The organism is Trinickia sp. LjRoot230, assembly GCF_964253315.1.
In the GTDB taxonomy this organism is placed as follows: domain Bacteria; phylum Pseudomonadota; class Gammaproteobacteria; order Burkholderiales; family Burkholderiaceae; genus Trinickia.
In genome coordinates, this window is the sequence record NZ_CAXUQX020000001.1 from 3,747,165 (window position 1) to 3,772,929 (window position 25,765).

Annotated in this window: 14 protein-coding genes and 1 pseudogene; 5 read left to right on the forward strand and 10 right to left on the reverse strand. The window is 60.2% G+C overall.

Translation table 11 applies throughout. The features are described from left to right. Window positions 1–388 precede the first annotated feature (388 nt). The 3 genes from ACSQ20_RS17100 to ACSQ20_RS17110 are packed head-to-tail and all read left to right on the forward strand — an operon-like array spanning window position 389 to window position 4,758. A complete protein-coding gene (locus ACSQ20_RS17100; protein ID WP_436022003.1) occupies window positions 389–1,192 on the forward strand; it encodes a DUF4123 domain-containing protein in 804 nt (267 codons plus the stop codon). An 18-nt stretch (window positions 1,193–1,210) separates the two neighbouring features. Then, window positions 1,211–3,775: a T6SS effector BTH_I2691 family protein gene (locus ACSQ20_RS17105; protein WP_436022005.1), complete on the forward strand. Its 2,565-nt coding sequence runs from the start codon at window positions 1,211–1,213 to the stop codon at window positions 3,773–3,775. 11 nt (window positions 3,776–3,786) lie between these two features. After that, window positions 3,787–4,758 carry a DUF6708 domain-containing protein gene (locus ACSQ20_RS17110; RefSeq protein ID WP_436022007.1) on the forward strand — a complete coding sequence of 324 codons (972 nt, stop codon included), beginning with the start codon at window positions 3,787–3,789 and terminating at the stop codon, window positions 4,756–4,758. Window positions 4,759–4,843: 85 nt separating this feature from the next. Here ACSQ20_RS17110 and msuE read toward each other — a convergent pair whose 3' ends face one another. The 5 genes from msuE to ACSQ20_RS17135 are packed head-to-tail and all read right to left on the reverse strand — an operon-like array spanning window position 4,844 to window position 9,350. Beyond that, window positions 4,844–5,419, reverse strand: a complete 576-nt coding sequence (msuE, locus tag ACSQ20_RS17115; RefSeq protein ID WP_436022009.1) for an FMN reductase — start codon at window positions 5,417–5,419, stop codon at window positions 4,844–4,846. Window positions 5,420–5,469: 50 nt separating this feature from the next. Then, the gene (locus tag ACSQ20_RS17120; RefSeq protein WP_436022011.1) at window positions 5,470–6,228 is read right to left on the reverse strand and encodes an ATP-binding cassette domain-containing protein; all 759 of its coding nucleotides are present in this window, start codon (window positions 6,226–6,228) and stop codon (window positions 5,470–5,472) included. After that, on the reverse strand, window positions 6,225–7,109 hold the full coding sequence (ssuC, locus tag ACSQ20_RS17125; RefSeq protein ID WP_436023196.1) for an aliphatic sulfonate ABC transporter permease SsuC: 885 nt from the start codon (window positions 7,107–7,109) through the stop codon (window positions 6,225–6,227). Before ssuC ends, ACSQ20_RS17120 begins: the two co-directional genes overlap by 4 nt. A gap of 57 nt (window positions 7,110–7,166) precedes the next feature. After that, entirely contained in the window at window positions 7,167–8,336 is a 1,170-nt protein-coding gene (ssuD, locus tag ACSQ20_RS17130; protein ID WP_436022013.1) for an FMNH2-dependent alkanesulfonate monooxygenase, read from the reverse strand. Window positions 8,337–8,369: 33 nt separating this feature from the next. Then, window positions 8,370–9,350, reverse strand: a complete 981-nt coding sequence (locus ACSQ20_RS17135; RefSeq protein WP_436022015.1) for a sulfonate ABC transporter substrate-binding protein — start codon at window positions 9,348–9,350, stop codon at window positions 8,370–8,372. A gap of 483 nt (window positions 9,351–9,833) precedes the next feature. On the opposite strand from ACSQ20_RS17135, the gene ACSQ20_RS17140 reads away from it, so the two are divergent. Together ACSQ20_RS17140 and ACSQ20_RS17145 are read left to right on the forward strand one after the other, a co-directional pair. Then, entirely contained in the window at window positions 9,834–15,854 is a 6,021-nt protein-coding gene (locus tag ACSQ20_RS17140) for a hypothetical protein (protein WP_436022017.1), read from the forward strand. 396 nt (window positions 15,855–16,250) lie between these two features. Then, entirely contained in the window at window positions 16,251–22,049 is a 5,799-nt protein-coding gene (locus ACSQ20_RS17145) for a sigma-70 family RNA polymerase sigma factor (protein WP_436023198.1), read from the forward strand. A 114-nt stretch (window positions 22,050–22,163) separates the two neighbouring features. Here ACSQ20_RS17145 and ACSQ20_RS17150 read toward each other — a convergent pair whose 3' ends face one another. From ACSQ20_RS17150 to ACSQ20_RS17170, 5 genes and pseudogenes are all read right to left on the reverse strand, one after another. Continuing rightward, window positions 22,164–22,517, reverse strand: coding sequence for a DUF1493 family protein (locus ACSQ20_RS17150; protein WP_436022019.1), 354 nt, complete (start codon window positions 22,515–22,517; stop codon window positions 22,164–22,166). Between the two features lie 37 nt (window positions 22,518–22,554). Beyond that, window positions 22,555–22,824 (reverse strand): annotated as a pseudogene (locus ACSQ20_RS17155) (STM2901 family protein); the annotation flags it as partial. Window positions 22,825–22,981: 157 nt separating this feature from the next. After that, window positions 22,982–23,683, reverse strand: a complete 702-nt coding sequence (locus ACSQ20_RS17160; RefSeq protein ID WP_436022021.1) for a hypothetical protein — start codon at window positions 23,681–23,683, stop codon at window positions 22,982–22,984. A 123-nt stretch (window positions 23,684–23,806) separates the two neighbouring features. After that, a complete protein-coding gene (locus ACSQ20_RS17165) occupies window positions 23,807–24,334 on the reverse strand; it encodes a single-stranded DNA-binding protein (protein ID WP_436022023.1) in 528 nt (175 codons plus the stop codon). Between the two features lie 89 nt (window positions 24,335–24,423). Continuing rightward, window positions 24,424–25,608 (reverse strand): MFS transporter, encoded by a 1,185-nt coding sequence (locus ACSQ20_RS17170; protein ID WP_436022025.1) that lies wholly within the window; start codon window positions 25,606–25,608, stop codon window positions 24,424–24,426. Window positions 25,609–25,765 lie beyond the last annotated feature (157 nt).

The following is a 25,765-nucleotide window of genomic DNA, read 5'->3' on the forward strand; positions in this document are numbered from 1 at the left end:
ACAAGTCATTGGATGTAAGCGGCTTGCCGGCGCGCGCAGCGCGGTCAACGGAATGCGTATAACCGTAAAAACTGCTTACGGTCGACGCTATCTCAAAAAAATAACCGTTTTCTCCGGCACAAATTCCCAGCTTATTCATAATGAATTTCGAGATAGTCTGAAAATTAACGCGTCGTTGTAATTGCGCCATTTTTTAACTTATGATGCCGCTCTTTTAATTCGCCGATGCGATTGAAAGAGGGGTAATCGATATGGGTAAGCTCGCTCATACGCTCGCAATCGCTGCGGGCATCGAGCAGGTAAACAGAACGCTGATACTGGAGTCTCCTTTGGGAGCGCAGGCGCGCTTGCCGCAGCGAGTTGTCGGCGAGTCTCGTATCGGTCGCACATGATTCACTGCGTTATCGTCGAGCCCCTCAATGGCAAGCTTGAGCTTTCCAATGTGCCGCCGGTCTATGAGGTCGGTGAGCTCGTTCCCGAAGCGCGGCCGGAATTGGCAGGGGCGGCGCCGGTGCTCTATTGCGCCGAGCATCCGAACGAGCAATTGCCGGCATTGCGCGAGCGCGCTGAGCAACGCCATGCGTCGGGTGCGCCGCCCGTCATCTGCGCCATCCTCGAATGTGACAAAGCAGGCCATCGGCTACAGCGGCATCTTGCTGAGCGCCTGGTATTGCCGAAGCCAACGGAAGGGACTGCAATCTTCCGTTTTTATGACCCACGCGTGTTTGCGCATCTGCAATGGATACTCAAACCCGAACAACTGGGCGCGCTGATGGGGCCTGCGGCTCGGTGGACTTATCTCGACCGGGATGCGGGATGGGTGACCATGCAAGGCGCCCAAAGCCCGAATGACGAATTTTTACTGACGAACAAACAGTACAAGCAACTCACCCGCGTTGAGATCATCGAGCGCGCGCTCGATGCACTGCGTGGTAACGGAGTCGCAATCACGGCCGACATGCCGTCGCTGCTCGACGCCCAGTTGATGAAGGGCGAGACCTATGGCCTTTCTGGCTCGGACCTACTTGCTTTTGGGCTTCACGGCACCGTTGTCTCCCCCTGTTTTGACCGTCACCCGCGCGTGCGGACCGTATTGCAGGCGCCAGAGACGCACCCTTATGCCGAGACGGTCGCTCATTGGACCCAACGCGACTGGGATGCCATTGCGCGCGAGAGCATCCAATACCAATGATTTGAACGAGACAAGAATATGGCATACGACTTCGACTTCTCGACTATCAGGCAACTGACGATAGCGGCAATGCAGGCGTCCACGCGCGAGTCAGGCAGCTGCTCAATGTGCCAGAAAAAAGGGCTGCCGATTCTTCCTGTCCGATACTCAGCCTTCGCCGATACGAAGGCGCACGGTTCGTCCGGTGCGATGAGGCTGATGGGCAGTACGTTCGGCGAGGGCGTAACGAGTATTGCGCTCAAGAAGGCCAAGTACACGTTGCGCACGCTGCGCTACGGTTACGTGTACGTGTTCTATCCGAAGACCGTACGATGGCAGGCCTACGCGGTGACCGCCGAGGGATACCTGTACGAGTTTCCGGTTGACCTGAATATCGACCGCAGCGTCGAGCGGCCCTTCAACTGTCATCAGCCCGAACACGCGCAGTTGGCGCAGTGCATCACCATTGAAGATGCGCAAAGGGCAGGTGTCGTCTACTTGGCTTTCAGCGAGGAACGCTGGACCAAAAAGGTGCGCGACCTATACGCGACCAATTTCATGGGCTGTCGCGACAAGCGAATGCAAACATTCGACGCGACCGGGTCGTTAAACGGCAGCACGCAGCAGCCCCATACGGAGACCGTCACGCACGTCGCGGATCTGCTCAGCGAATACAAAGGCAGCCCGCCCGAGGCATTGTCAAGCGCTTGCTTCACATACCACCATCGCACCGGACAAGGGCCTGCGCTGAAGCAGGCGATGGATTCCATTACGCCTGACAAGGGACTCATCTTCGCGCTGTGGGATCCGGTCGGCATTACGCAAGAGTTGAACTTCGAGCAGCGGCTCGCGTTCGGCGCCACGCTTGAACCGTACGAACACGGTATCTGGGCCACGAGCGCCATCGATGCGCTGCACGACGCTGTGATTGCGTCGGCGAAGGAGGACGTGGAAAGTGGTGTCCGGTTGATACAGGCAAATACATACCAGGGGCTGGGCGCCAGTGCGATATTCGACGGCGGCAAGCTGCTCGACAAGCAGCTCAAAAGCATCGAGGCGATGAAGCAAGCGGACCTTGTCAGCGCGGGCCCCGAAGCGTGGAAGCCGTACACGATGCATTATCGGCAGCAGGCCATCGTCGACTTCAAAGAGCGCATGGCCGAGGTGCTCAAGCACGAGCAGGCGAGCACGCTCGTGCCGCTATCGCAGGACCATCAGGCCTGGTTGACGAGTCCGGCGTTGCTGAATGTCTTTCAATTCGATTACGAACAGGGCAACTGCCGCAGCGGCGTCCACTACACGAACACGTTCACCGGTTGCATCGAAGGCGCAGCGGACCGCAAGGAAACGGTCGATGTGCTCGTCAAATGGGCGAAGGGCGATGTGACGGATACGCGCAACCCGCTGCTGCGCGCGCTCGTGCTGAACCATCCCGTTCTCGCCGAGAAGGTCAAGCAAGCGTCGAGCTATCCGTACATCGAGATGCGCGAGTCGGTGGCAAAACTCATCGAGTCGTATAGCCAGATAGAGGAAGTTGCGAAACAGGCGGACCCTCGCTTGTCAGGCGCCCTCGCCGGCTCGGTCGCTCGTCTTCTGCAACAGGCGGGCGGCCCGATTGTCGAAGCGGTGAGCGCCGGCGTGGACGCAACAGCCGCCAAAATAATCTACGCCGCGATGTGCATGCGGACTAAAAAGCTATTCGAGTTCAAAGCGCTATGGGGTTCGCCGAATCAGTGGGTGAACTACATCGCGCGGCAGATGCAGGAAATGATGCCGGGGCGGCAACAAATCGATGTGCGGGATTTGCAAACGAAGCTGCGCGAGAAGGCCGTGCCTGCGGGCGACAAGGATTGGGAGGTGAAGGTCAAGCAGTTCGTGCCTGTTCAAAGCGCTGAGCAGGAAGCCGCGAACCTGTCCAGCGTCAAGGGCACGCCTAGCGTGTCCAAGCAAATGGCCGCGTCGATGCTGACGCCGGATGTCGTCGAAAATATCTACATGCCGAAGTTTCGGCTGATGGCCAAAGGTGAACCGGCATTTGCGGGCATCGGGGCGATCTTTAACGCAATTAACCTGCGGTTGGCGCGGGAAGAACTAAAGAAGTCAAACCGGTTTAACGCGACCGAGAATGCCATCAAGTTCGACAATGCGGTGGCTGGGCTTACCGCAAGTGTCGCGCAGTATGGCGGAGCCACGATCAAGGGGCTGGAGAATGGAGGCGTGAAGTTATCCGGTGGTTGGCTGCGCTGGGCTCATCGCTTGGAGCTGGCTGGGAAGTATGGCGGAGCGGTGGTCGGGCTCGTGTCGGCGGCTATCGATGCCTATCACGCGTGGGACGAATTCAAGCACAGCAACTTCCTTATGTTGGCGCTCTACACCGCGTCAGCGGTTGTCGGTGCGACCCTGGTCGCGATTGCATTCGTGGGAAGTGTGCTGGCGTTGCCTCTACTACTTCTCGCTGCCGTCGTCGGTGTGTTGATTAACTATTTCAAGGGCCGAGAAATTAACGAGTGGCTCGAGCAGTGCTATTTCGGCATAAAGGCGAGTAGCGAACGATTTGAACGCCTGGAACAAGACCAGAAAGCATTCTCGGCAATTTTCTCTTGATTGGAGCCAGCATGGCTTTTGATGGACTCTCTTGGTACAAGCTCAATCAACCAGTGACGGATACGGAGGCATCGGCACGGCTGCAAGTGGATAAACCGTGCACAGATGGGGCTAAAAGCGTAGGCACCGTATTCAGTGCGACCGATACCTACCTTGAGGTATGCGATGGGCTTTATCGCGAAAAGGGGTGGGGCGTGCTTATATTTGCGACCGCCGGTGTCGCTTTCTTATGTCTGATTGCCATGTTTGTGTGGATGGCTACGCATATGCCTGCGGGTTTTCGAGAAAAGCGCGAGGACGGCATGGTGTACGGTCTCCTGGCCTTTTTCTCCCTCTTGTCCACGGGAGGAGTTTGGATATCGGTGCGAGCGCTTCGGGTCGATTGCTTCAACTACACCCGCAAGCCGATACGGTTCAATAGGGCTGACCGCACGATATATGCTTTCCGCCACAACGGCCCAGGCGGGGTTATATCCGTTCCGTGGGACAACGCCTTCTTGTACGTTGAGCGAAAACCCAAAGCCGGCCTCGGTGGAACTGCACCGCGTGTCGTCCGTTGCCTCGTCCTGAACGACAAGGGCCTGGTGATAGATACGTTCTCTATCGGAAAGCGTGTAGTGCTCGCATTTGACGAGAACAGCTCGGCCGGCCAGCAAGTGATGGAAGAGCTATGTCAAGACTTCGAATACTACCGGCGTTTCATGGAAGAAGGTCCATCGTCCGTGCCTCCGGTAGCGGAGCTACTGACAACTGAAATTTCCTTCCGGAACTCTCTGCGAATGCAGTTTGAGGATGTACCCGACATCCTGAATTCCGGACATCCTCTCTTGTGGCTGCTTCTTGCCATCACAGCGCTCCCGAGCCTTATCCAAGCGACGGTGCATTACCTTGCGCAACTGACCTGTCGCGAACCCGTGTGGCCAGATGAGGTCGAGCAGGCGTGCAATGCTCGCCTGCCTTCTGTCGAAGGGCTTGCATCATGAGCCGTCAATTCATTCGCAAAGGAGGCAAGACCGGCCGCAACGGCATCGTTACGGCCGGCATTGGAAATTAATTCGTCGATACAAGTCACGCGTGCGCAGTATCAACCTGAACTGGGCGAGCCGGGCGCGCCTTCAGCAGCGGCAAAGCACGTTCAACTGCAAGCGCGATGCGTTCATGCAGTGCGGCGCTCGAGATCTCGTAGCCATTGAAGTCGCGTTCGCTTGCATAAACCCCGACAGGCAACGTGAGCGCCTGAAAGAACGCGAAGAGCGGCCGCAACTGATGTTCGATCACGAGGGCGTGTCGATCGCTGCCACCAGTCGCGGCCAGCAGTATCGGCTTATCGACGAGCGCGTCGTGCGCAATGAGATCGAATAAATGTTTGAAGAGCCCCGAGAACGAGCCGCGAAACACGGGGCTTGCGACCACCAGCACGTCCGCCGTCTCGATGGCCTCGAGCTGCATCTCGGCCGACTCGGGCAGACGATTACGATAAAGCGTGCGCCCAAGCGCGGGGGCAAGTTCACCCAGTTCGATCAGCCGGACATCGAGCGGCATCGCGATGCTGAGCGCGGTGACGATTTCCTCGACGAGCACGAGCGTACGCGAGGGCCGTTGCAACCCGCCGGAAACCGCTACGAGTTTCAATCTTTCTGTCATGAATCAATCCTGTCGTTGCCGTTGACCATCAGCGGTGAACGTACGAATTTTCAAACATGCTCGATGTGTTGCAGCACGCGTTGCAACACGTCCTCTTCGATTGCGGCAAACGCAGCCGTGCCGCGCGTCTTGGGCTTCGGCAGATCGACGGCGCGATCGAGCGCGATGCTACCGCGCTCGATCAGCAAAATCCGCTGTGCCAATGCCACTGCCTCGTGAACATCGTGCGTGACAAGCAGGGCCGTAAAACGATGTTCGCGCCACAGCCGCTCGATCAATTCTTGCATTTCGAGCCGCGTCAACGCATCGAGTGCACCGAGCGGCTCGTCGAGCAGTAGCAGATCAGGGCGATGCACGAGCGCGCGCGCAAGCGCCACGCGCTGCCGCTGACCACCGGACAATTGCGCCGGCCAATCGCGCGCTCGTGTGCCTAGCCCCACTTCATCAAGTGCCGCTCGCGCATCGTCGCGCGCGGTGCGCGGCAGGCCAAGCATCACATTGCCCAACACGTTTTTCCACGGCAATAGCCTCGCCTCTTGATACATGATCCGCGTGCGCGGCGCGCCAGGCTCGGCGCCAACATCGCCCACATCGCTCGGTCCGCCACCGATGTTGAGTTCGCCGTCATCGGCCGTTTCGAGCCCAGCCACGAGCCTCAGCAGCGTCGACTTCCCGCACCCGCTGCGGCCGATGACCGCCACGAAGCTGCCCTTGTCGATCGACAGGTCGAGCCGATCCAGCACCGTGCGCGCACCGTATCGCTTTGTCACCGATCGCAGCCGCACGGCTACCTCGCTTGCTGCCGTCATGCCTTGGCTCCTTTGAATCCCGATGGCCGCCGGCTCGCGCTTACACGTGCAATCGCCGCATTCCGGCGCGGCGCGCGGTCACCACCCGCTTGCACCGCGCCGCCCACGTTCTGCCAAGGCAGCAGCAATCTTTCGAGCACACGTGCAAGTAAATCAGCGAGCTTGCCGAGCAATGCGTAGAGCAAGATGCCTACGACGACCACGTCGGTTTGCATAAACTCGCGCGCATTCATCGTCATGTAGCCAATGCCCGATTGCGCTGAAATCGTCTCCGCCACGATCAGCATGACCCACATCAGGCCGAGCGCGAACCGCACGCCAACGAGAATCGACGGCAACGCACCGGGCAGGATGACGTCGCGATAAAGCGCGAAGCCGCGCACGCCATAGCTCTTTGCCATCTCGACGAGATGCGCGTCGACCGAGCGAATGCCATGAAACGTATTCAGATAGACAGGAAAGAACACGCCTAGCGCCACCAAAAACAGCTTCGCCTCTTCTCCGATGCCGAACCACAGAATCACGAGCGGAATCATCGCGAGCGCAGGAATGTTGCGAATCATCTGCACCGTGGAATCGAGCACGGCCTCGGCGAGCGTGAAGACGCCCGCCGCCAGGCCGAGCAAAAATCCGATGCCGCCGCCGACGACAAAGCCCGACAACGCACGCCATGCACTCACTTTCACGTCAGCCCACATTGCGCCGCTGGCCGACAACGCCCATGCCGCGTCGGCCACAGCGAGCGGCTGGGGCAAAACCCGCGCCGAAAGCCAGCCGGCTCTCACGCTCACCTCCCAAGTAGCGAGGATCAGTGCAGGCACGATCCAGGGCGTGACCTTGGATGCGATACGTTTCGTTAGGACTCCTTGCCATTTCACGATGCGTGGCTCCCTCAAGGCGATGAGACGTCATGTGATGCGACGTAAGGCGGCGCGAATTCAGCTTTGCGACGCGTGAGGCAGATATGAATTGCCGACAATTTCACCAAACGGCCCCGAAAGCGGGCCCGACAACGGCGCGCCAACACGTTCGCGCACGCGGCCCGGCAGCTTCGGGAAGACGAGTTCGGCAAAGCGATACGCTTCTTCCAGATGCGGATAGCCGGAGAGAATGAACGTATCGATGCCGAGTTCGGCGTACTCGTTCATCCGCGCCACGACTTGGTGCGGGTCGCCCACGAGTGCCGTGCCCGCGCCGCCGCGCACGAGCCCCACGCCAGCCCATAAATTCGGAGACACCTCGAGCTCCGCGCGCGTGCGCCCTTTGCCGCCGTGCAATGCGGCCATCCGTCGCTGGCCTTCCGAATCCATACGCGAGAACGCCGCTTGCGCGCGCCCGACCGTCTCGTCGTCGACCCGGCTGATAAGCCGTTCAGCGGCGGCCCATGCTTCGTCAGCCGTCTCGCGCACGATCACGTGCAACCGGATGCCGAACTTCATCTCACGTCCTCGCGCGTGCGCCTTCGCCCGCACGTCGGCGATCTTTTGCGCTACCGCTTCGGGCGGCTCGCCCCAGCTCAGATAGGTATCGACATGCGACGCTGCGATCTCTTGCGCGGCCGATGACGAGCCGCCGAACCAAAGCGGCGGATGCGGCCGCTGCACGGGCGGGTAAAGCAGCTTGCCATCCTTCGATCGAAGATGGACGCCGTCGTAGTTGACCGTGCCGCCTTCGTTAGCAGTCCTAAGATGTTCGCGCCAGATCGACAAAAACTCGTCGGTGACCTGATACCGCGCGTCATGGTCGAGGAAGACGCCATCGCCTTCGAGTTCGGCTTGATCGCCGCCGGTCACCACATTGATCAAGAGACGCCCGTTCGATAGCCGATCAAATGTCGCCGCCATGCGAGCCGATAGCGCAGGCGAACTCAAGCCCGGGCGCACGGCAACAAGAAACTTGAGTCGTTGTGTAGCCGAGATCAAACTCGATGCGACCACCCAGGCGTCCTCGCACGAACGTCCCGTCGGCAGCAGGACGCCCTCGTAGCCCAGCGTGTCCGCCGCCACGGCAATCTGCCTGAAATAATCGAACGTCGCCGCGCGCGCACCTTCCGATGTGCCGAGATAACGTGAATCGCCATGCGTCGGGATAAACCAAAATACCTTCATCGAATATTCTCCTGGTGTTCTGGTGTTCTTCGGTCACGCAAGCCACTGGGCATCTTTCACCGCGATCTGTTTCGGAATCAACTTGAGCCCGCTGAACGTATCGGCAATCGTCTGCTGCGACGCGAGCACTGCCGGCGTGACGCGGGCGGCTCCGTATGCCGCGCGACGTGCGGCTACTTCCACGGTCGCGGCGTCGAGCCCGACGCTCGGCGCCAATTCGCGCGCGACAGCGGCCGGGTTCGCGCGACACCACGCGTCGAGCGTTGATAGCTGGTCGAGGACTGTATGCACGAGCCGCGGCTCGGTCGACGCAAACTTTCTCGACGCGAGATAGAACTGCGTGTTGTCGACGAGCCCGGTGCCGTCGACGAGCACGCGCGCATCGGTTTGCCGTTCGATGGCCGCGAAATAGGGGTCCCAGATCACCCATGCGTCGACGCTGCCTTGCGTAAATGCCGCGCGCGCGTCAGCTGGCGCGAGATAGATCGGCTGGATATCCGCATACGAAAGCCCAGCACGCGCAAGGGCGCGCACCAGCAGGTAGTGCACGTTGGAGCCTTTGTTGAGCGCAACACGCTTACCACGCAAATCAGTCACTGTTTTGATCGGCGAATGACGCGCGACGACAATGGCCTCCGACGTCGGCGCAGGTGGTTCATAACCGACATAGACGAAATCGACGTTCGCGGCCTGCGCGAAGATAGGCGGCGTCTCGCCGACGGTGCCGAAGTCAAGCGCGCCCGCGTTGAGCCCCTCGAGCAATTGCGGGCCGGCCGGAAACTGGAGCCAGGAAACCGTCACGTTTTCGCTTGCCAGGCGCTTCTCGAGTGTGCCGCGCGCTTTGAGCAGCACCAGCGTGCCGTATTTCTGATAACCGATGCGCAAGGTCGCGGCGGGGCGTTGCGCTAGCGCCGCACCGCCAAATCCGACTGCCGCCGCGCCCGTTGCAAGCGCCGCGGCTTTGAGCCAGCGACGACGTTCCGGCTCACGCAGCGTATTGTTTTTTGAAGGCATGACGACTCCCCGGCGCCTGCTCGCGCCTTTGAAAATTATTTAGGTGTACGAAGCAATACGAAGACGTGCAGCTGCGAATATCAACAGCTGGAACGAGCAGTCTAGGAGACGTCGCGCTTGGCGCGAACGATTGATTTCAGCTTTGCTCTTGACCTAGCGTGATAACGGGTTGCTGCTTCACCGTATATCGCATGAAATCGCGGCACGCGAGGGTATCAATGAAGATGCCATACCGGAAATCGTTGCGTCAGCGGCCGCGAAGATCAGGCACTCCCCGGAGGATCAGGCGCTGTTGACGCCGTATCCACGCCCATAGCGCGCTTGCCGCTTGGCACTTGCCCCGGGTTCGGCATCGCTTTCGCAAAAACAGCCAATGCTTCGCCCGCGGTGCCTGGCCTACCGCGTCGCAGCTTTATTGTGGCGTGCCCATTTGCAACCGCTTTAATACGCCCAGTTCTTAGACATCCCATTTCGAGACAGTCAATGCGTTCGTCAAATGTCGGCGGAGGGGGGAGTGTCAGCCCGGATGGATTCGGCGGATTACCGAGATCGGATTCGGACGGCGGGGCGGCACGGCAAAAGCAATCATTGGCGGGCCCGCTGAGCGGCTTGAGCGGCGACAAACCCCGTCCGCCCTCAAGCCCGCGGGGCAAACGCGACCTACCGGACAGCAATGCGCTATCAGACAACGACCTGCCGGAGCGCTTGGTAGTCACACCGTTCGTCGTCGACTACGAATCTCGCAGCGTCACCCAATTCGGACAACCCTGCCTTGTCCCGCTGAAAGGCAAATCCCGGCCATTGACCCCAAAGGAATTCAACGCGGCAGCGCTGTTGATTGCACACATGGGGCAGTATGTAGCGGTGGATACGCTCTGTTCGCACTTGCAATGCGCGCCCGCGGCTTTGCAGGCAATAGTGAAAGAGGTACGCCGGGCGCTCGGACTGGGGAGTGCCTACAAGCGGCGGGGTTCGTCGCTGCTGCTGATGTCCGACGGAAGGCCTGTGCGTGGCTACGGAATATTCATCGACCCCAACGGCTCCGACGACTACGACACTAGCGACCCTCCTCGGGGCACGCGCGCGGCCCTTTTGTTCGATCTCGGAGCCGAAGCCGAGCCGATCGAGTTGCCCTCTGACGAAGCCACACTCGTAGTCCGGTTTGAAGAGCAAACCGTCAGGCTACATATCGGCCGAATAAATGGGCCCGCAGATCCCTACGTGAAAGTCGCACCTAAAGCGCTACCGTCCGAGCGTGCAGACGGCATGCACGATGTGTTGATCGGCTGGGACCGCAGCCGCGGAGTGTATGGCATCAAGCGCACGGGGCCAAGCACCTACATCGGCAATGCGTTGCTCGGCAAAGCCGAAGCCTCCGGTATCGCCTATACGCTCGATTCTTCAGCAGATGTCGAGCGCAACGTCTTTACAGTCGAAAGCATTTTCGCCGCCGAGCCCACCCATCTCGCGACGGCGCTCAGAAAGCACCTCGAGCATCAGCGCTCGCAGGCCGAGGGCATTCCAAGCAATTTCACCAACGACCGCGAGGCGCAGGCAATGATTGTCGAGCGCCTCGGTGCCACGCGGCACGGGCTGCTAGGTGTGAACCCGCTGCCCATTTACGATTTGCCCGCGCCGTTCCCACCGCGCGCGTTGCTCTATGTCGATCGTATTCTGCCGCACGGGCGGCCGGGCCAGTTGCGGATACGCCCGATGCTCCCCGGGAGCAAGCGAGGCATCGCAACGAGCTTCTATCACAGCGACGAAATCGCGACGCTCGTGCTCGGGCTCTATGAATACGAAGACACCACGCTCGTCGTCGCCTGGGACCCGGCCACCAGCCCCATGCGAAACGGCGTAGTGCTGAGTGTCGAAGAACAGACAATACGCTTGGCGAAAGGTAGAAACGACCTCGTCAGCCAATCTCGACGCGCTCTCGAACTGGGGCATGCCGAAGAAGTCCTGGCCGCCCCGATCGAGCATTTGCACAAATTGATCGCAGCGCGCCTGCGCGTGCCGCCAAGGCAACGGATGATCGATGCGCTAGGCGGCAACTCATGCGTAAGGGAACAGCTAGGTACGCACACTTGGACAATGGCGATCGATGGGCAGCGCTTCCACGTACAGTGGTGCGGATTGTTGCTGCGCGGCGGCAGCCTGCCTCACATCCTCCCTTTCAATATCGCCAATCGCTTTGTGGCCCCTAGCCCGGACGCGGTGGCGCTCTATGCCGGCCATGATCCGAATAACGACGTGCTCGTGCTGTGGCGCCATGCTCCTGGCCAATACATGCACGCGGATATGGATTTCAGCATCCCGGACAGCGTCATCGAAGAAGCCGCGCGCAGCGGTATGGCCGCACATGTCGCACAGTTGGGACAGCGAAGAATTGCATTTCGACAGGCCGTGGCAGCCAGATACGAAACCGGCGCGCTGAGCGCCGCCTTGCGCCACCTCTCGCACGAACCAAACAACCGGCAAATGTGGCGAACCAGAAGCGACGATCTTCCCGAGCAATTGCTCGAACATCTGATGCTACTCGAGTCATTCGATCGGGAGCAAACTCGCATACGCCCCTGGCCGGCCACGGTCGAGCTGCCCACGCTGGGCGCACAGTCGCTCGATATTTTCGCCTATCGCGCACAAATGGCGCAGACGCGGCGAGGCTTCGTCGCCATGACGATTCAACCTTTCATCCGCAGCATCGATGGGCGCTCCGCGCTTTTCGCCCCTGGCCGCGAACCGGTATTGATCGGCGAGTGCGACGGCATCTATGTCCTATTCGATCCGCGGGTGCGTCCGACGTTTCCCGTAGGAACGCGTATCGTGGCCACCGTTTCGCCCGATGCCGTCCAAGCGATCCGAAAGAGTGGTTTGAAGCGCATGAGGCGCTCCCATCGAGAGGGCGAGTTCGAAGAGACCATCATCTTCGCGACCGGCGAACGTCTGATCGAAGCGCTCGATTTGCGCCTGCGAACGTTGGCTCGCGTGAACCTCGAACGGATCAGAGAGCGTGTGGATATGGACGATCCGCAAGCGTTGGCCGACGCGGCCATGCGCTTGCAGTACGCCATGCAGCTTCCCGAGCGCGACGCGCTGACCGGCTCGCGCGCCGTACCGCGGAAGATGATCGTCATCACGGGGGCGCCTAAAGGCATCGAGGTCATCGGGCCCGAAAAGGAAATACGCCGCGCATTGCAAACCAAGCGCACGGCAGACGATGCCCAACTGCTATGGCTGCAATCGGCCGATACCGAGCGTGCGGTGCTGCTGCACGCCGGCCTGCGCGCGATCCTGCAGCCGGGCGAAGCGCCCCGATGGCCGGCGCCCGGGCAATTCGACGTGTTGTGGGCGCTGATACAAGCTGCCGCCCATGACGGAAACGTCTCGGACGATCTCGTTCAGACGGCATGCCGCAACTCGCTTCAATGGCTCTTTATCGGCACGCGCGCGCCATTCGTACTGCATCGCAACGGACAACGCGACTCGTATCAGGTTCGATTGCGTCACGCTGTTGCGCGCGGCGAACGCCCGGTCACGCTTGCGCCAAAAACGCTCAATTTCACTTTCAAGCACTCAAGGCTTTACACCGCGCCTAAGGCCAGACCCGACATCGTGTGGACGTTCATCAAGAAAGTGGGTCCTGCCTGCATGGTGCCCAAAGGGTCCGCCGACGACGTCGTGTTTGAAGTGCAAGGACAGCGCACATGGGTGTACGGGTTGACCAATACCCTGCGCAGAAGCGAAGACGGCCAGACCAACTATGTGACCCCAGCGCTGTCGCAGGCGCAATTGAGCAGGATTCGATCGAATCCAAACGATCACCACGTCCTGGCCGCGTTCGATGCTGAACGCGGCCATTACAGTTGGGTGTTCTGGTCTTCGCGGCCACACCTCGAACAACTGCATGATCCGCGCTATCGGCTTTTTGTCAGTGCCAGCCTGCCCGACGGGGCTACCGAGGAATGGCGCCAGCTCGACGATACTCGCGAGGAGCGCGTCGTTGTCTATGACGCGAGCCGGTATGGCACGGGGATCACGGCGTTATTGAAGCGGCTTGCCGCCGAGCTTCCGCAAGAACGCGTTGCCGCGATGGAAGCACAGGCATCGGAAAGCGGCTTGACGTTGGATCAATTGCTCGGCGTGATGAAACCGGCCGATCAGATCGCCATAGCGATGCAGTACGGGCTCGCCCCATATGGCAGGCGCTATCGGGCTGTCGAGATCGAGGACATGCTGGGCGCAAGGACACCAGGATTCCAAGCATTTCAGCATGCTGCCGATCTCGCGCGCGCGAGCCTCGAGGCTGGCGAGCCGCTTCCCGAACTAGCCGAAATCATCGACTTGCTGAACGATCCGCGTGCCGAACAATACATGGGCTCGCGCGTGCTGCTCGCGATGCTGAGAGAACTGTACGGCTTGGGTACGGACGCCAAGCCGGCGTCGTTCGCTCATGTCTTTAACCATTACGGGCTCAGCACACGAGTGTGGCACAGCGCTTATCGAGAGCTGATCATGCATCTGATCCGCGGCGCAAACCGAATGGGCATATCGACGAGGGCGTCGTTCGGCGCCGGCACCGCCGACGCACGGGTCGAACTCACTCCAACGACATCACCCCCACCTCAGCCCAGTGCGGCCAACCGCCAGGCGCTCGAACCAGGTTCGGGCGTGGCGCGCGGCGAACTCGCCACCGCCATCGCTTTGCATGACAGCGACCAATTGGAAGCAAGCTACGCCGCTGCCACAGCCACGCTGCGGCGAACACGCGGCGTGACATGGCCGTCCGATGTCGCACTGCCGGTCGCTTTGTGCGAGTTGCCACCGGATGTCGAACTGGTCATGCGTGCGTACTTGGGCGTATGGCCATACCGGCATCGATATACGGCCGAGCAGGTAACGACGGAATTCAAGATCGACACGCTCGCCCGTAGCCGGCTGCTCATTAGCCTCGCGTCCGACGAGTTGCTCGCGCATGCGGAATTGATGAGCGGCCGGCTTTCGCCGCCAATCAGCGAACGCACGACGCTCGAACGACTGGCCACCTTGCTGATCGAGCGAGGCGATGTGCTCGCGGAGGACGAACTGAACGCCGTGCTGGTTCGCCATGGCCTGGCAGCCACTCAGCCCCTGGTGACGGAGGCCACACGGCAAGGGACGATAAGCAAATTCAGGCCCTCGGTGCAGTACCGCCGTGCGTTGCAGCAGCTCACGGGAAGCGTCGCTGACGGGATGCCGGCAGAAGACAACGTGCCATATTGGCAGCCTGAGCAGATCGACGAAATCTACAAACGAATCGACGCGGGGGAGTATGCGAAGTTGCTGCTCTTGCTCTGCGACCCCGCAACGCGTGACCAGACCTTCGCCGACATGGTGCTCAGAAGTGTCGGCGCTGTCGGCCGAAGAGCGTCGCATCGCTCGTCGGCCATGCAGGGAAGAAGACGAAACACGATGGAGCATCGGCAGACATCACTGGAGTATGAGGAGGTCATCACCCGGGTTGTCAGCATCGATCCGGACATCGAGACGTTTTTGCTACGGGCGGATAAGCTCGATTCGATACTCGAACGTGCACTGGCAATCACCGATGAGCAAGTGCAATGGCTGCAGCGCGTTATCGATGATGGAAACGTTGCATATAGCGAGTTTCTTCAGGGCAACATCCGGCTCGCGTATTCGGCAGCGATCCGAGCGGGCTACTCTGAAGGCAGGCCCGAGTCGAGTGAAATTCTCGTCGACGCGATCTCCGGTTTGCAACGGGCGATCTGGGGATACAACCCGAAGATGTCGTTCGCTTTCTCCAATTACGCATTTTTAGTCACGCGCTCGATGATATTAAAGCGGTCGGTTGCGCGATACGCGCAGCGATTGAATGTATCGCTCGCTCGCGCGCAGGAAGTCATCATGACGCGGGTTGCACTTGCCCGATTGCGCGAACAAGCGGGCGACAACGAGTGGCAACACGAGCTGCCGTTCGAGCAGCTTGCCCGGGAGGTGTTGACGCCACTGCTGCGCATGCGGCTCGTCAGCCGATCGAAAGCCGAACCAAGCGCGACGCAGTGGCGAACCGGATGGCGCAAGTACATGCCGGAATTCCTGCGCCGCATGAAGGAAAACGTCAAATTCGTCACGACATACGACCGAATCAAGCGCGCGGGCTCATTGGATCGGAGTCTCGTCTACGACAGCGATGACGACTTCTATAACGTCGTGGCGTCTACGCAGCAACTCGCCGGCGCCTTGCCGGGAGATGAACCGGACCGCGCTGCGCTTACCGACGATCTCAAAGCCGCTCTCGAGCGCGCCGGCCTGAGCGAGCGCGAACAGTTCATCCTCGGACACCATTTCGGCATTGCCGGCTATACGCAGTTGCCAAGGCAGGAGATCGCGGCGCGCGAGGGAATCAGCGAAGATGCCGTCGTCGAAATCATTGCCGCCGCGGCCGCACGAATCAGGGAGTCGCCGGAAGCAACGGCGCTGTTGATGCCCTATCTACGCCGATAGAACCCGCTTGCCGATAGTCGTGAACGCGGCACCTCTTTCGCAAAAACGGCCGATGCTTCGGCTGTCGTTCAAGGCAAAGCGAGCCGCTGCCATATCGTGGCGTGCAGCCTCGCAAAGGCTTTATTACATCGAGCCCTCGAACATTCCACGACAAGAGAGTCAATGCGCTCGTCAAACGTTAGCGGCGACGGCGGCGTTGAGCCCGAGCCATTCAATGGCCCGTCGCGGTCAGGTTCCGAAGCAGAAACAACGCCCCTCAAAAAACAACCATTGGCGGGCCCGCTGAGCGGATTGAAACGAGACGAACGGCACCCGCTCACCAGCGCTGATACCGCGAGCGACCCGCCAGCATCGGATGTCAGGCCAGAGGCTGATCGGCTGCAATCCTCGGTGAGCATGCCGTTCATCGTCGACTACGAAAGCCGCAGCATCACGAAATTCGGACGGCCGTGTCTGGTCGCGCGCAACGGCAAGATGATTCCGTTGGGGCCCCGTGAATTCAACGCAGGAGCATTGCTGATCGAGCACATGGGGCAATACGTCTCGATCGCGAAACTATGTTCGCACTTGGGATGCGATGCGGCGCAGGTGCCGGAGATCATGACCCAAGTGCGTCGGGCACTTGGATTGGGCAGCAGCCAGAATCCGCGAGGCTCGTCGCTCGTTCTAATGCCTGACGCAAAGCCTGTGCGCGGCTACGGGATATTCATCGCGCCGCACGGCCATGACACTTACACGCCCGACGCCTCACCGCGCGGCACACTGGAGGCCCTTTTGTCCGACATCGAAGGCGGCGCGGGTGGTCTGCAGGTTCTTTCCATCGAACAAAACATGGCCGTCGTCCGGCTCGAGGACCTAAAGGCCAGATTGTATTTCGGGAGCATCAAATCGCGCGCACCTGTGCGATTTTACGTTAATGCAATGCCCGAACCGCTGCCTGCCGATCAGGCGACCAACGTACACGATGTGATGATCGGCTGGGATGCTAGCCGGGGGGTGTACGCGACGAAGCGCTGGGGACGCCCCCGTATCATTGGCCATGCTCTGCTCGAAGAGGCGAAGTCCACCGGTCTTGCCTACCACCTCGACGTGTCGACAGACGTTGAGAACGGCATTTTCGCAGTGGAAAGCACGTTTGCCGCTCGACCTGACAGCGTCGCCGTGGCACTCGAACGATATATCGAGCATCAACATTCGCAGACCGAAGGCATCCCGAGCAACATCACCACACATCGGGACATGCAAGCCATGATCGTCGCGCGCCTGGGCGCCTCGCGGCACGGGCTGTTCGGCGTCAACCCACTTCCCGTCTACGATTTGCCTGCCCCCCTTCCCCGCCGAGCGCTGCTTTACGTCAATCGCGTCATGCCGCAACGCGTGCCTGGCGTGTTAGCGGCTCGGCCCTTGCTCCCTGGGCACAAACAAGGCCTGGTCGTCAGCTTTTACCAGCACGAAGAGATGGCAACATTCGTCCTCGGACTCTATGAAGACGGCGACACCACGATCGTCGTCGCCTGGGACCCCGCCAGCCATCCTGCGCTCAAGAATCCTGAACTGCGTGTCGACGAGGAGACGGTGCACTTGGCGACGCAAAAAAACGATGTCGTCGGCCAATTACGGCAGAAGCTCGCGTTGGGACATGCGGAAGAAGTCCTGGCCGCCCCGCTCGAACGGCTGGACAAACTGGTCGAAGCACGTCTGCGCAGGCCCCCGAAGCAGCGAATGATCGATGCGTTGAGCGGCAACGCCCACGTGATAAACCATTTGAACGCGCATACATGGACCATGGTGATCGACGAGCGCCTCTTTCACGTGCAGTGGTGCGGCCCATTGCTACGCGGCAACACCGCTCCACATGTCCGCCCGTTCTCGGTCGCCGATCGGTTCGTCGCGTCCGACTCCGGCGCGATAGTGCTCTATGCCGGCCACGATCCCCAGAACGACGTCGTCGTGCTATGGGCCCATGCGGCGGGTGAGCCCATGTACAAGGAGTTGACTCTCGGCATCCCCGAACACGTCGTGGAGGAGGCAGCGCGCACCGGCATGGCCAAGCATGCGGTGCATATCGGCCGCCAACAAGTGACGCTTCGCGAAGCCATCGCAGCCACGTATGAAACGGGGCCGCTGACGTCTGCCCTAAGCTATCTGTCACGCGAACAAGATGATCGAAAGATTTGGCGAAGCCGAAACACGGACATCCATCAGCAGTTGAGCGAACACCTGCAGCCGATCGAATGGTCCGATTGGGAGCGAGATCGAACGCGCCCCTGGCCGATCGTCGTCGATCTGCCTACGCGTGGCAGGCAATCACTCGATGTCTTTGCCTATCGCGCACAGGCATCTGAAACGCGGCTGGGGTCCATCGCAATCACCATTCGACCTTTTATCGCGAATGTCGCAGGACGTACCTCGCTTTTCGCCGCAGGCCGTGAACCCGTTTTGCTGGGCGAGTGGAAGGGCGTCTACGTTCTCTTTGATCCGAGGGTCCGTCCGATGATCAAAGACGCCCCGCAGATCCTGATTACCGTTTCCCGCGATCACCTCGAAGCGGTGCGCTCGCAAGGCTTGGCGCGCATGACCCGTCCGCATCGACATGGCGAGTTCCAAGAAACCATCATCTTCGCAACTGGGAAACACCTGCTCGGGGCACTCGACTTGCGCTTGAGGACGTTGCCCGGGGCGGACCTCGACCTGATCCGCGAGCGTTTGGATATGAGCGATCCGCAGGCGCTGGCCGAGATGGCCATGCGTCTGCAGCGCGCCATGCGCCTTTCCGATCGCGACGCACTGACCGGCACGCGCGAGGTGCCCAAGGAGATGATCGTCGTCACGGGGCCACCGCACGGCATCAAGGTCATCGCCGTCCAAAGCGAAATCCGCAGAGCGTTACAAACCACGCGGGGAACAGGCACTCGAATATGGCTGCGCCAGAACGATACCGAACGCGCCGTGCTGCTTCACGCTGGTCTGCGCGCCGTGCTGCAAGCGGGCGAAGCACCACGATGGCCAGCCCAGGCGCAATTCGACGTCCTATGGGCGCTGACACAGGCCGCCGTTCATAAGGGAGCCGTCTCGGACGCACTCGTTCAGACTGCATGCCGCAACTCGCTCCAATGGCTCTTTATCGGTAAACGGGCACCCTTCGAACTACGTCGTCATGGAAAGCCCGACTCGTATCAAGTGCAGCTGCGCGGTGCCGTTGCTGGTGCGGGCCGCTCGGTCATACTTGCGCCCAGTGCGCTTGATCTCATCCTCAACCACTCGACCTTGTACGCCGCGCCCAAAGCAAGGCCCGATATCGTGTGGGCATTCATCAAGAAAGTGGGCCCTGCCCGCATCTTGCCGAAAGGCTCGGCCGGTGAGGTGGTGTTCGAACTGGGCGGACAGCGTGTTTGGGTGTATGGGCTGACCAATACGCTGCACAGAGCCGAAGACGGTCAGACAAACTACGTGACCCCTGCGCTGTCACAGGCGCAATGGAGCAGAATCCGGTCGACCCCCAATGATCAGCACATCCTCGCTGCGTTCGATCCCGGGCGCGGCAATTACGCTTGGGTGTTCTGGTCCGCGCGTCCGCATCTTGAACATCTGCATGACCCGGCCTATCGGCTTCATGTCAGTGCCGACCTGCCCGACGAAGCCAGCGAGGAATGGCGTCAGCTTGATGAAAACCGCGAGGAACGCGTCGTTGTCTATAGCAGGAGCAGATACGACAAGATGACTGCTTTATTGAGGCGGCTTGCCACTGAGCTACCGCAAGAGAGCCTCGCCTCGCTTCAAGCGCAAGCATCGAGCCACGGTGTGACGTTGAAGCAGGTCATCGCCTGCATGACGCCCACCGAACAAATCGGTCTCGCGATGCGATACGGGCTTGCGCCTTACAAACGCTATCCCACAGTCAAAATTCGGGAACTGTTGGGTGAAAGTGGCCTGCCGACAAGCGCAGCGTTTCAGCGTGCGGCTAACCTCGCCCGCGCCAGCATCGAAGCGGGCGAGCCGCTGCCTGATCTCGCCGAAATCCTGAGATTGCTGCGCGACCCACACGCCGAGCGATACGTGGGCTCGCGCGTGCTGCTCACGATGCTTCGGGAACTGTACGGGTTGGAGCAGGACAGGCCGGCATCATTAGCCAAAGTCTTTAGAGATCGGGGGCTCAGCGCTCGGGTGTGGCGTGCACTGTCTCGAGAGCTGGTCATGCGTCTGATCCGCGGCGCAACCGAAGACGGCAAATCGACGGCCACGTCCACGACCATCGAAGCCGACGCCTTGCCGGGCGGCTCACAGTACGACACCGATCCGGTAGCCTCAGCGGTAACGCGCGAGGCCGTGGCCGATGACCAAGCAACCGAAGACAGCCGCGACGGAGCCCGCGACGAGATAGCCGCTGCAATCGCGCTGCCCGATAGCGCGCAATTGGAGGCAAGCTATGCTCTCGCTATTGCCGCCCTCCGGCGCGAGCGGAGCGCAACCTGGCCACCGGATGTCGCACTACCCGCCGCCTTGTCCCGTTTGCCTCCGGATGTCGAATTGATCCTCCGTGCATATTTGGGCGTGTGGCCATACCGGCACCGATATACGGTGGAGCAGGTAGCGACTGAATTCGATATCCAATCTCACGCTCGCAGCCGTCTGTTGATTCGCCTTGCGTCCGACGAGCTCATCGCCCACGCGGAGTTGTTAAGCGGCATAACCTGGCATGTAAGCGAAGAAGCGCGTCCGACGCTCGAACGGCTGGCCACATTGCTGACCCATCGAGCCGAAGTGCTCGCAGACGACGAGCTGAACGCCGTCCTGGTGCGCCATGGCCTGGCAGCCGCCGAACTCCTCGTTGCCGAGACCACGCGGCGAGGCGTGATAAGCGAATTCAGGCCCTCGCTGCAGTATCGCCGTGCGATACACAAGCTGACGGGAAGCACCGAAATGAATAGCACAGATAACGATGACCTCCATTGGGCACCCGAGCAAGTCGATCTGGTCTATAGACGAATCGATGCCGGCGAATATGCCAAGTATCTGCTCTTGCTACGCGACCCTGCGACGTACGATGAGACGTTCGCTGACATGGTGCTGAGAAGTGTCAATGCTTCAGGCAACAGGGCGTTGCATCGCGCCTCGGCCCTGCAGGGAAAAAGAATATCTGGAATGAAAGGGCGACAAACGACGCTGAGGTACGAGGAGGCCGTTACCCGCACCTTTGGCTTCGATCCGAACATCGACACATTCTTGCGGCGGTCGGCCTCGCTCGATGCAGTACGGGAACGTGCGCTGAGAGTCACCGATGAAGAGGCGCAATGGCTATCGCGGGTTGTTGACGACGGAGAACAGGCATTCAACGAGTTTCTCGAGGCGAATGTCAGGCTCGCGTATTTCGCAGCGAAGCGCATCGGCTACGACCCTGACCGGCCGGAAACGAGCGAAATTCTGGTTGATGCGATCTCGGGGTTGCAACGGGCCATCTGGGGACATAAGCCTCAAATGTCGTTTGCGTTTTCGACCTATGCAGTCTCCGCTATTCGGTCGACGATTTACAGGCTGTCGGCCATTCGCTACGCCAAGCAATTTAACGTAGGGATCCAACGTGGTGAAGAAATCATCTCGACACGCGCCGCTCGCAATCAGCTGCTCCAACAGGCAGCAGCGAGCGGGATGCCACAGCAGCCCTCACTAGAAGCGCTCGCGCGTAGCGCACTCGCTCCATTACTGCGCTCGCGACTCGTGCATCAATTGAAAACCGAACCGAGCGCGACGCAACTGCGAGCCGGATGGCGCAAATACAAGCCCGAATTTCTGCGCCGCATCGAACAGAACATCGAATTCATCGACGCGTACGACCGGATCAACCGTACGGTTTCGTTCGATCGCAGCCTGGGCGACGACGGTCACGCCAATCTCTATGACCTTGTGGCGTCCGCGCAGCCGTTGGCCCCGCTCTTTCCAGGAGATGAACCGGATAACGCCACCCTCGTCGACAATCTCAAAGCTGCGCTCGACAGCGCAGGCCTTGGCGAGCGCGAGCAATTCGTCCTCCGGCATTATTTCGGCATAACCGGATACGCCAAGCTGTCACCGGAGGAAATCGGGGCTCGCCAGGGTATCAATGAAGATGCCGTGCCGCAGATCGTTGCGCAAGCGGCCGCGAAAGTCGGGCAGTCGCCGCAAGCGCGGGAGTTGTTGATCTCGTATCTGCGCCCATGACGCGGGCGGCTATCGGGTCGCTCGCGCGCAAGCGCGCCTTGTTCGCCCGCCCAAGCCATTCCGCCCTTGTCGTAACTCGCCTTATTTCCGGCGTCCGCGGCTGTGTTACTGAATCTAGCTCCTCTCCCACCGCCCTCGCTTCATTGCCTCTTCCAGCATCCCGAGTGTGAGCGACCGTCCCCCTAGCGATTCTCGCGCCTTTGCGCTGAACGGTGATTTCAACGCAGCCAGGACCACGTCGCGCTTTCGCATACTCGCGGATGGAACGTAGTAAGCAACATCGAAGTCTCTGAGGTCAACGTTAAACCTCTCGCTCCACGTCCGCATGATGTCCAAGATTTTGGGTGGCTCCCAATCGAGGTCGTGATACAGATCCATGTCACGAGTTAATTTTTCGTCTATGCCGAGCACCCCAGGGGCGCGTACTTCGCGTATGAACTGCTGGAGTTGGTGCCACGCATCGTCCATTACAGTCGGTCCTCCTGCTTCACACGCCGGTTGTATCACTGGTCCACGATGTAAAGGTAGGTAAGATTCGGTGTTTTACCTCAAAGGGCAGTAGTGAGCGAGAGAGCTTCGACGCAACCGAGGTTCCTTTCACCGCGCCAGCGAATTTACTTCGCGTGGGGACAAACCGCGAACCCGCGAGGATCATAGCAACGCCTACTGCGTCGCTAACTCCCAGTTGATCCATGGTTTCATCCACCGCAATCAAAAAAAACAGTTCTACGGGGGTGAGGTTGCTATGTATCCCATACGTATATGTATTCGGCATATCGGCAGGCAGGGGTGGTGGAGCAGATTTTAAATCGGCGTTGACATGTTTGCCTGCCCAAGCCATTCCGCCCTTGTCGTAACTCGCCTTATTTGCCGCGTCCGCGCTCGGGTCACGACCGCGGTTATTTTCACCGCGCCGCACGTTGCCGAGCTCCTCAGTCACGTTTGCGTTCGGCCCCACGGTAACGTTCGCGAATATCGGCCAGCGTTCCTGCCATGCTCGCTTCGCGGCTGCGCAGCGGGCAATGACAAGTTGCGAATGCTGCGAGATCCGCGATATAGCGCTCCCGCAGCGCTCGCGCAGCGGGCGAATTCAGGCGCTGCAAAAGCGCCTCTTTTTGGTCGTTGAGTTCAGCGGGATGATCGATGGTTAGCGCATGCCCCTGAGGCGCTGCAATCTGGAAATCGCTCGCCCCGTCCCACACAAGAGTGGTCGGAAAACCGAATCCGGCCAGTTGCCGGGACCATGTCAGGTCCACTTTCAGCGGCCGAGCCGCTGTATCCACTACAAGAAAATTGTGTACATCCCATATTCCCCGACCCAAATAGGGCTGCACAACGTCGCGCGGCAGCGTGTCGCGCGCATCGTCCAGTCGATAGGGTTGGCAGAGAAGCCGTGCGTTAGCTCCGATGAACTCAAGGACGCGGCTTGCCAACAAATGCTTGCCCGAACACGTCCCCTTCCAGTCCGCGAGCACTGAAAGGGGATCGCGTGGCGCAGCAGGCCGGCCATATGGAATATCGCGGATACAGAACAGCACTTCGCGCAGTCCGCAAGGCTGACCATGAGCGTCGCACACGCGCGCCACGTCATCCACGAATGCGCGAATCGGGGCATCGAGATCTGCTGTCGTCATACGACGGGCATTCCGATTGATCGATGCTAAAAAACAAGCGGCTCCGGAAAACCTTCGCCACAACATCGATTTGGCAAAGAATCCGGAGCCGCTCATACATCAACGACCGACCTTCTGTCAGAACTAGAACGGAATATCGTCATCCATCTCATCGAGCCCGCCGCTTGCCGGCGCGCTCGGCCGGCTCGCGCCGCTGCCCCCACCGCTGCGCGCGCCACCGCCGCTCGCTTGACGGCCACCGCCGCCACTACGCTCAGCCGGCTCACGGTTATAGCCGTTATCGTCGCCCATGCCACCGCCGCCGCCACCCGCACCACCGCGGCCGCCCAGCATTTGCATTTGCTCGGCAACAATCTCGGTCGAATAGCGGTCCTGGCCATCCTGGCCTTGCCATTTACGCGTGCGGATACGGCCTTCGATATATACCGCCGAGCCCTTTTTCAAATACTCGTTGACGATCTCCGCCAAGCGGCCGAAGAAAACCACGCGATGCCACTCGGTGTTCTCTTTCATCTCGCCGGACGTTTTGTCCTTATAGCGATCGGTCGTCGCAAGCCTGATGTTCGCGATGGCGTCCCCGCTCGGCAGGTAACGCACTTCAGGGTCGGCGCCGAGGTTACCGACGAGAATGACCTTGTTCACGGATGCCATGTATTTCTCCAGTTGATTCGGGAAGCGCGTTGCGGCACTCTGCGTTTCGTCTTTGCAACCGTCACGCCGGGCCTGCAACGCCAAGCCACTCACGCTTTGCGTGGCAACTTCGTATTGGCGGCGATTATAAGCCAGCCCAGCACGAGGCCGGAGCAAGCAAAGAAGACGGCGTTTTGCCCCTCTGTTTTCATCAGCCACCCGCCCACCACGCCGCCCAGCGCAAGCCCTATGGACTGCGTCGTGTTATAGACGCCGGCCGCCGCACCCTTGCGCGTGCCGGGCGCAAGCTTCGACACGAGCGACGGTTGAGACGCCTCCAGGATATTGAAGCCCAGGAAGTAGACAAACAGAATCGCCGCCACCGTGAGAATGGTATGCGGCGCGGTGCCCAACAACAACTGGCCAATCAGGATAGCCGCGATCGCCCCCAGCAACACCGGTTTCATCTTGCCGCGCTTCTCGGCCGCGATGATCGCCGGCACCATCATGACGAACGACAGCCCCATCACCGGCAAATAAACCTTCCAATGCGACGCGACCGGCAAGCCGGCCGCCTCGAGAATGCGCGGTACAACGAGAAAGAGCGCCGTTTGCGTGGCGTGCAGCGCGAGCACACCGAAGTTCAAACGCAGCAACTCGACGTTGTGAAGCACTTCGGCAAAAGGTGCACGCACATGCACGGGCTTCGGTGCGTCCGGCACGATCCACAAGACGACGCCCACGGCCGCGATCGACAACACGCCGACCACCGCAAACAAGCCGTTCATGCCGATCAAATGAAAGACGATAGGCGCACCGACGATGGCGATCGCGAACGAAATGCCAATGCTGCCGCCCACCATCGCCATGGCCTTGGTTCGGTGCTGTTCGGACGTCAGGTCCGCGATGAACGCGATCACAGCGGACGACACCGCGCCCATGCCCTGAATCACCCGTCCGACGATGATCCATGCCATTGAATGGCCCAACGCGGCAACGAAGCTGCCCAGCGCGAAAATCAGCAGCCCCGCGACGATGACCGGCTTGCGCCCGAGCTTGTCCGAGGCCCAGCCATAAAAAATGTAGAGCATCGATTGCGTCACGCCGTATGCGCCGAGCGCAATGCCGACGAGCAACACGTTCTCGCCGCCGGGAATCGTCTTCGCGTAGACCGAGAAGACCGGCATGATCATGAAAAGGCCAAGCATGCGCAGCGCGAAAATACCGGCGAGCGACACGGTCGCGCGCAACTCAGGCGCGCTCATGCGTGAGGAAGTGAGGGATGCGTTCGACATCGGAAGCGAGCCGGGTCTGCGGGAATATTCGAGAGCGGCGCCATTCGCGCCTGCTGCGCGCCGGCGCCGAAAAAACGCCGTTGTAAGGACAACCCTTTGAGGGCACACCTACGGCGCTCTGGAAAAGTCGCTATAGTAGCAGGTTTGGCCTTCTTGC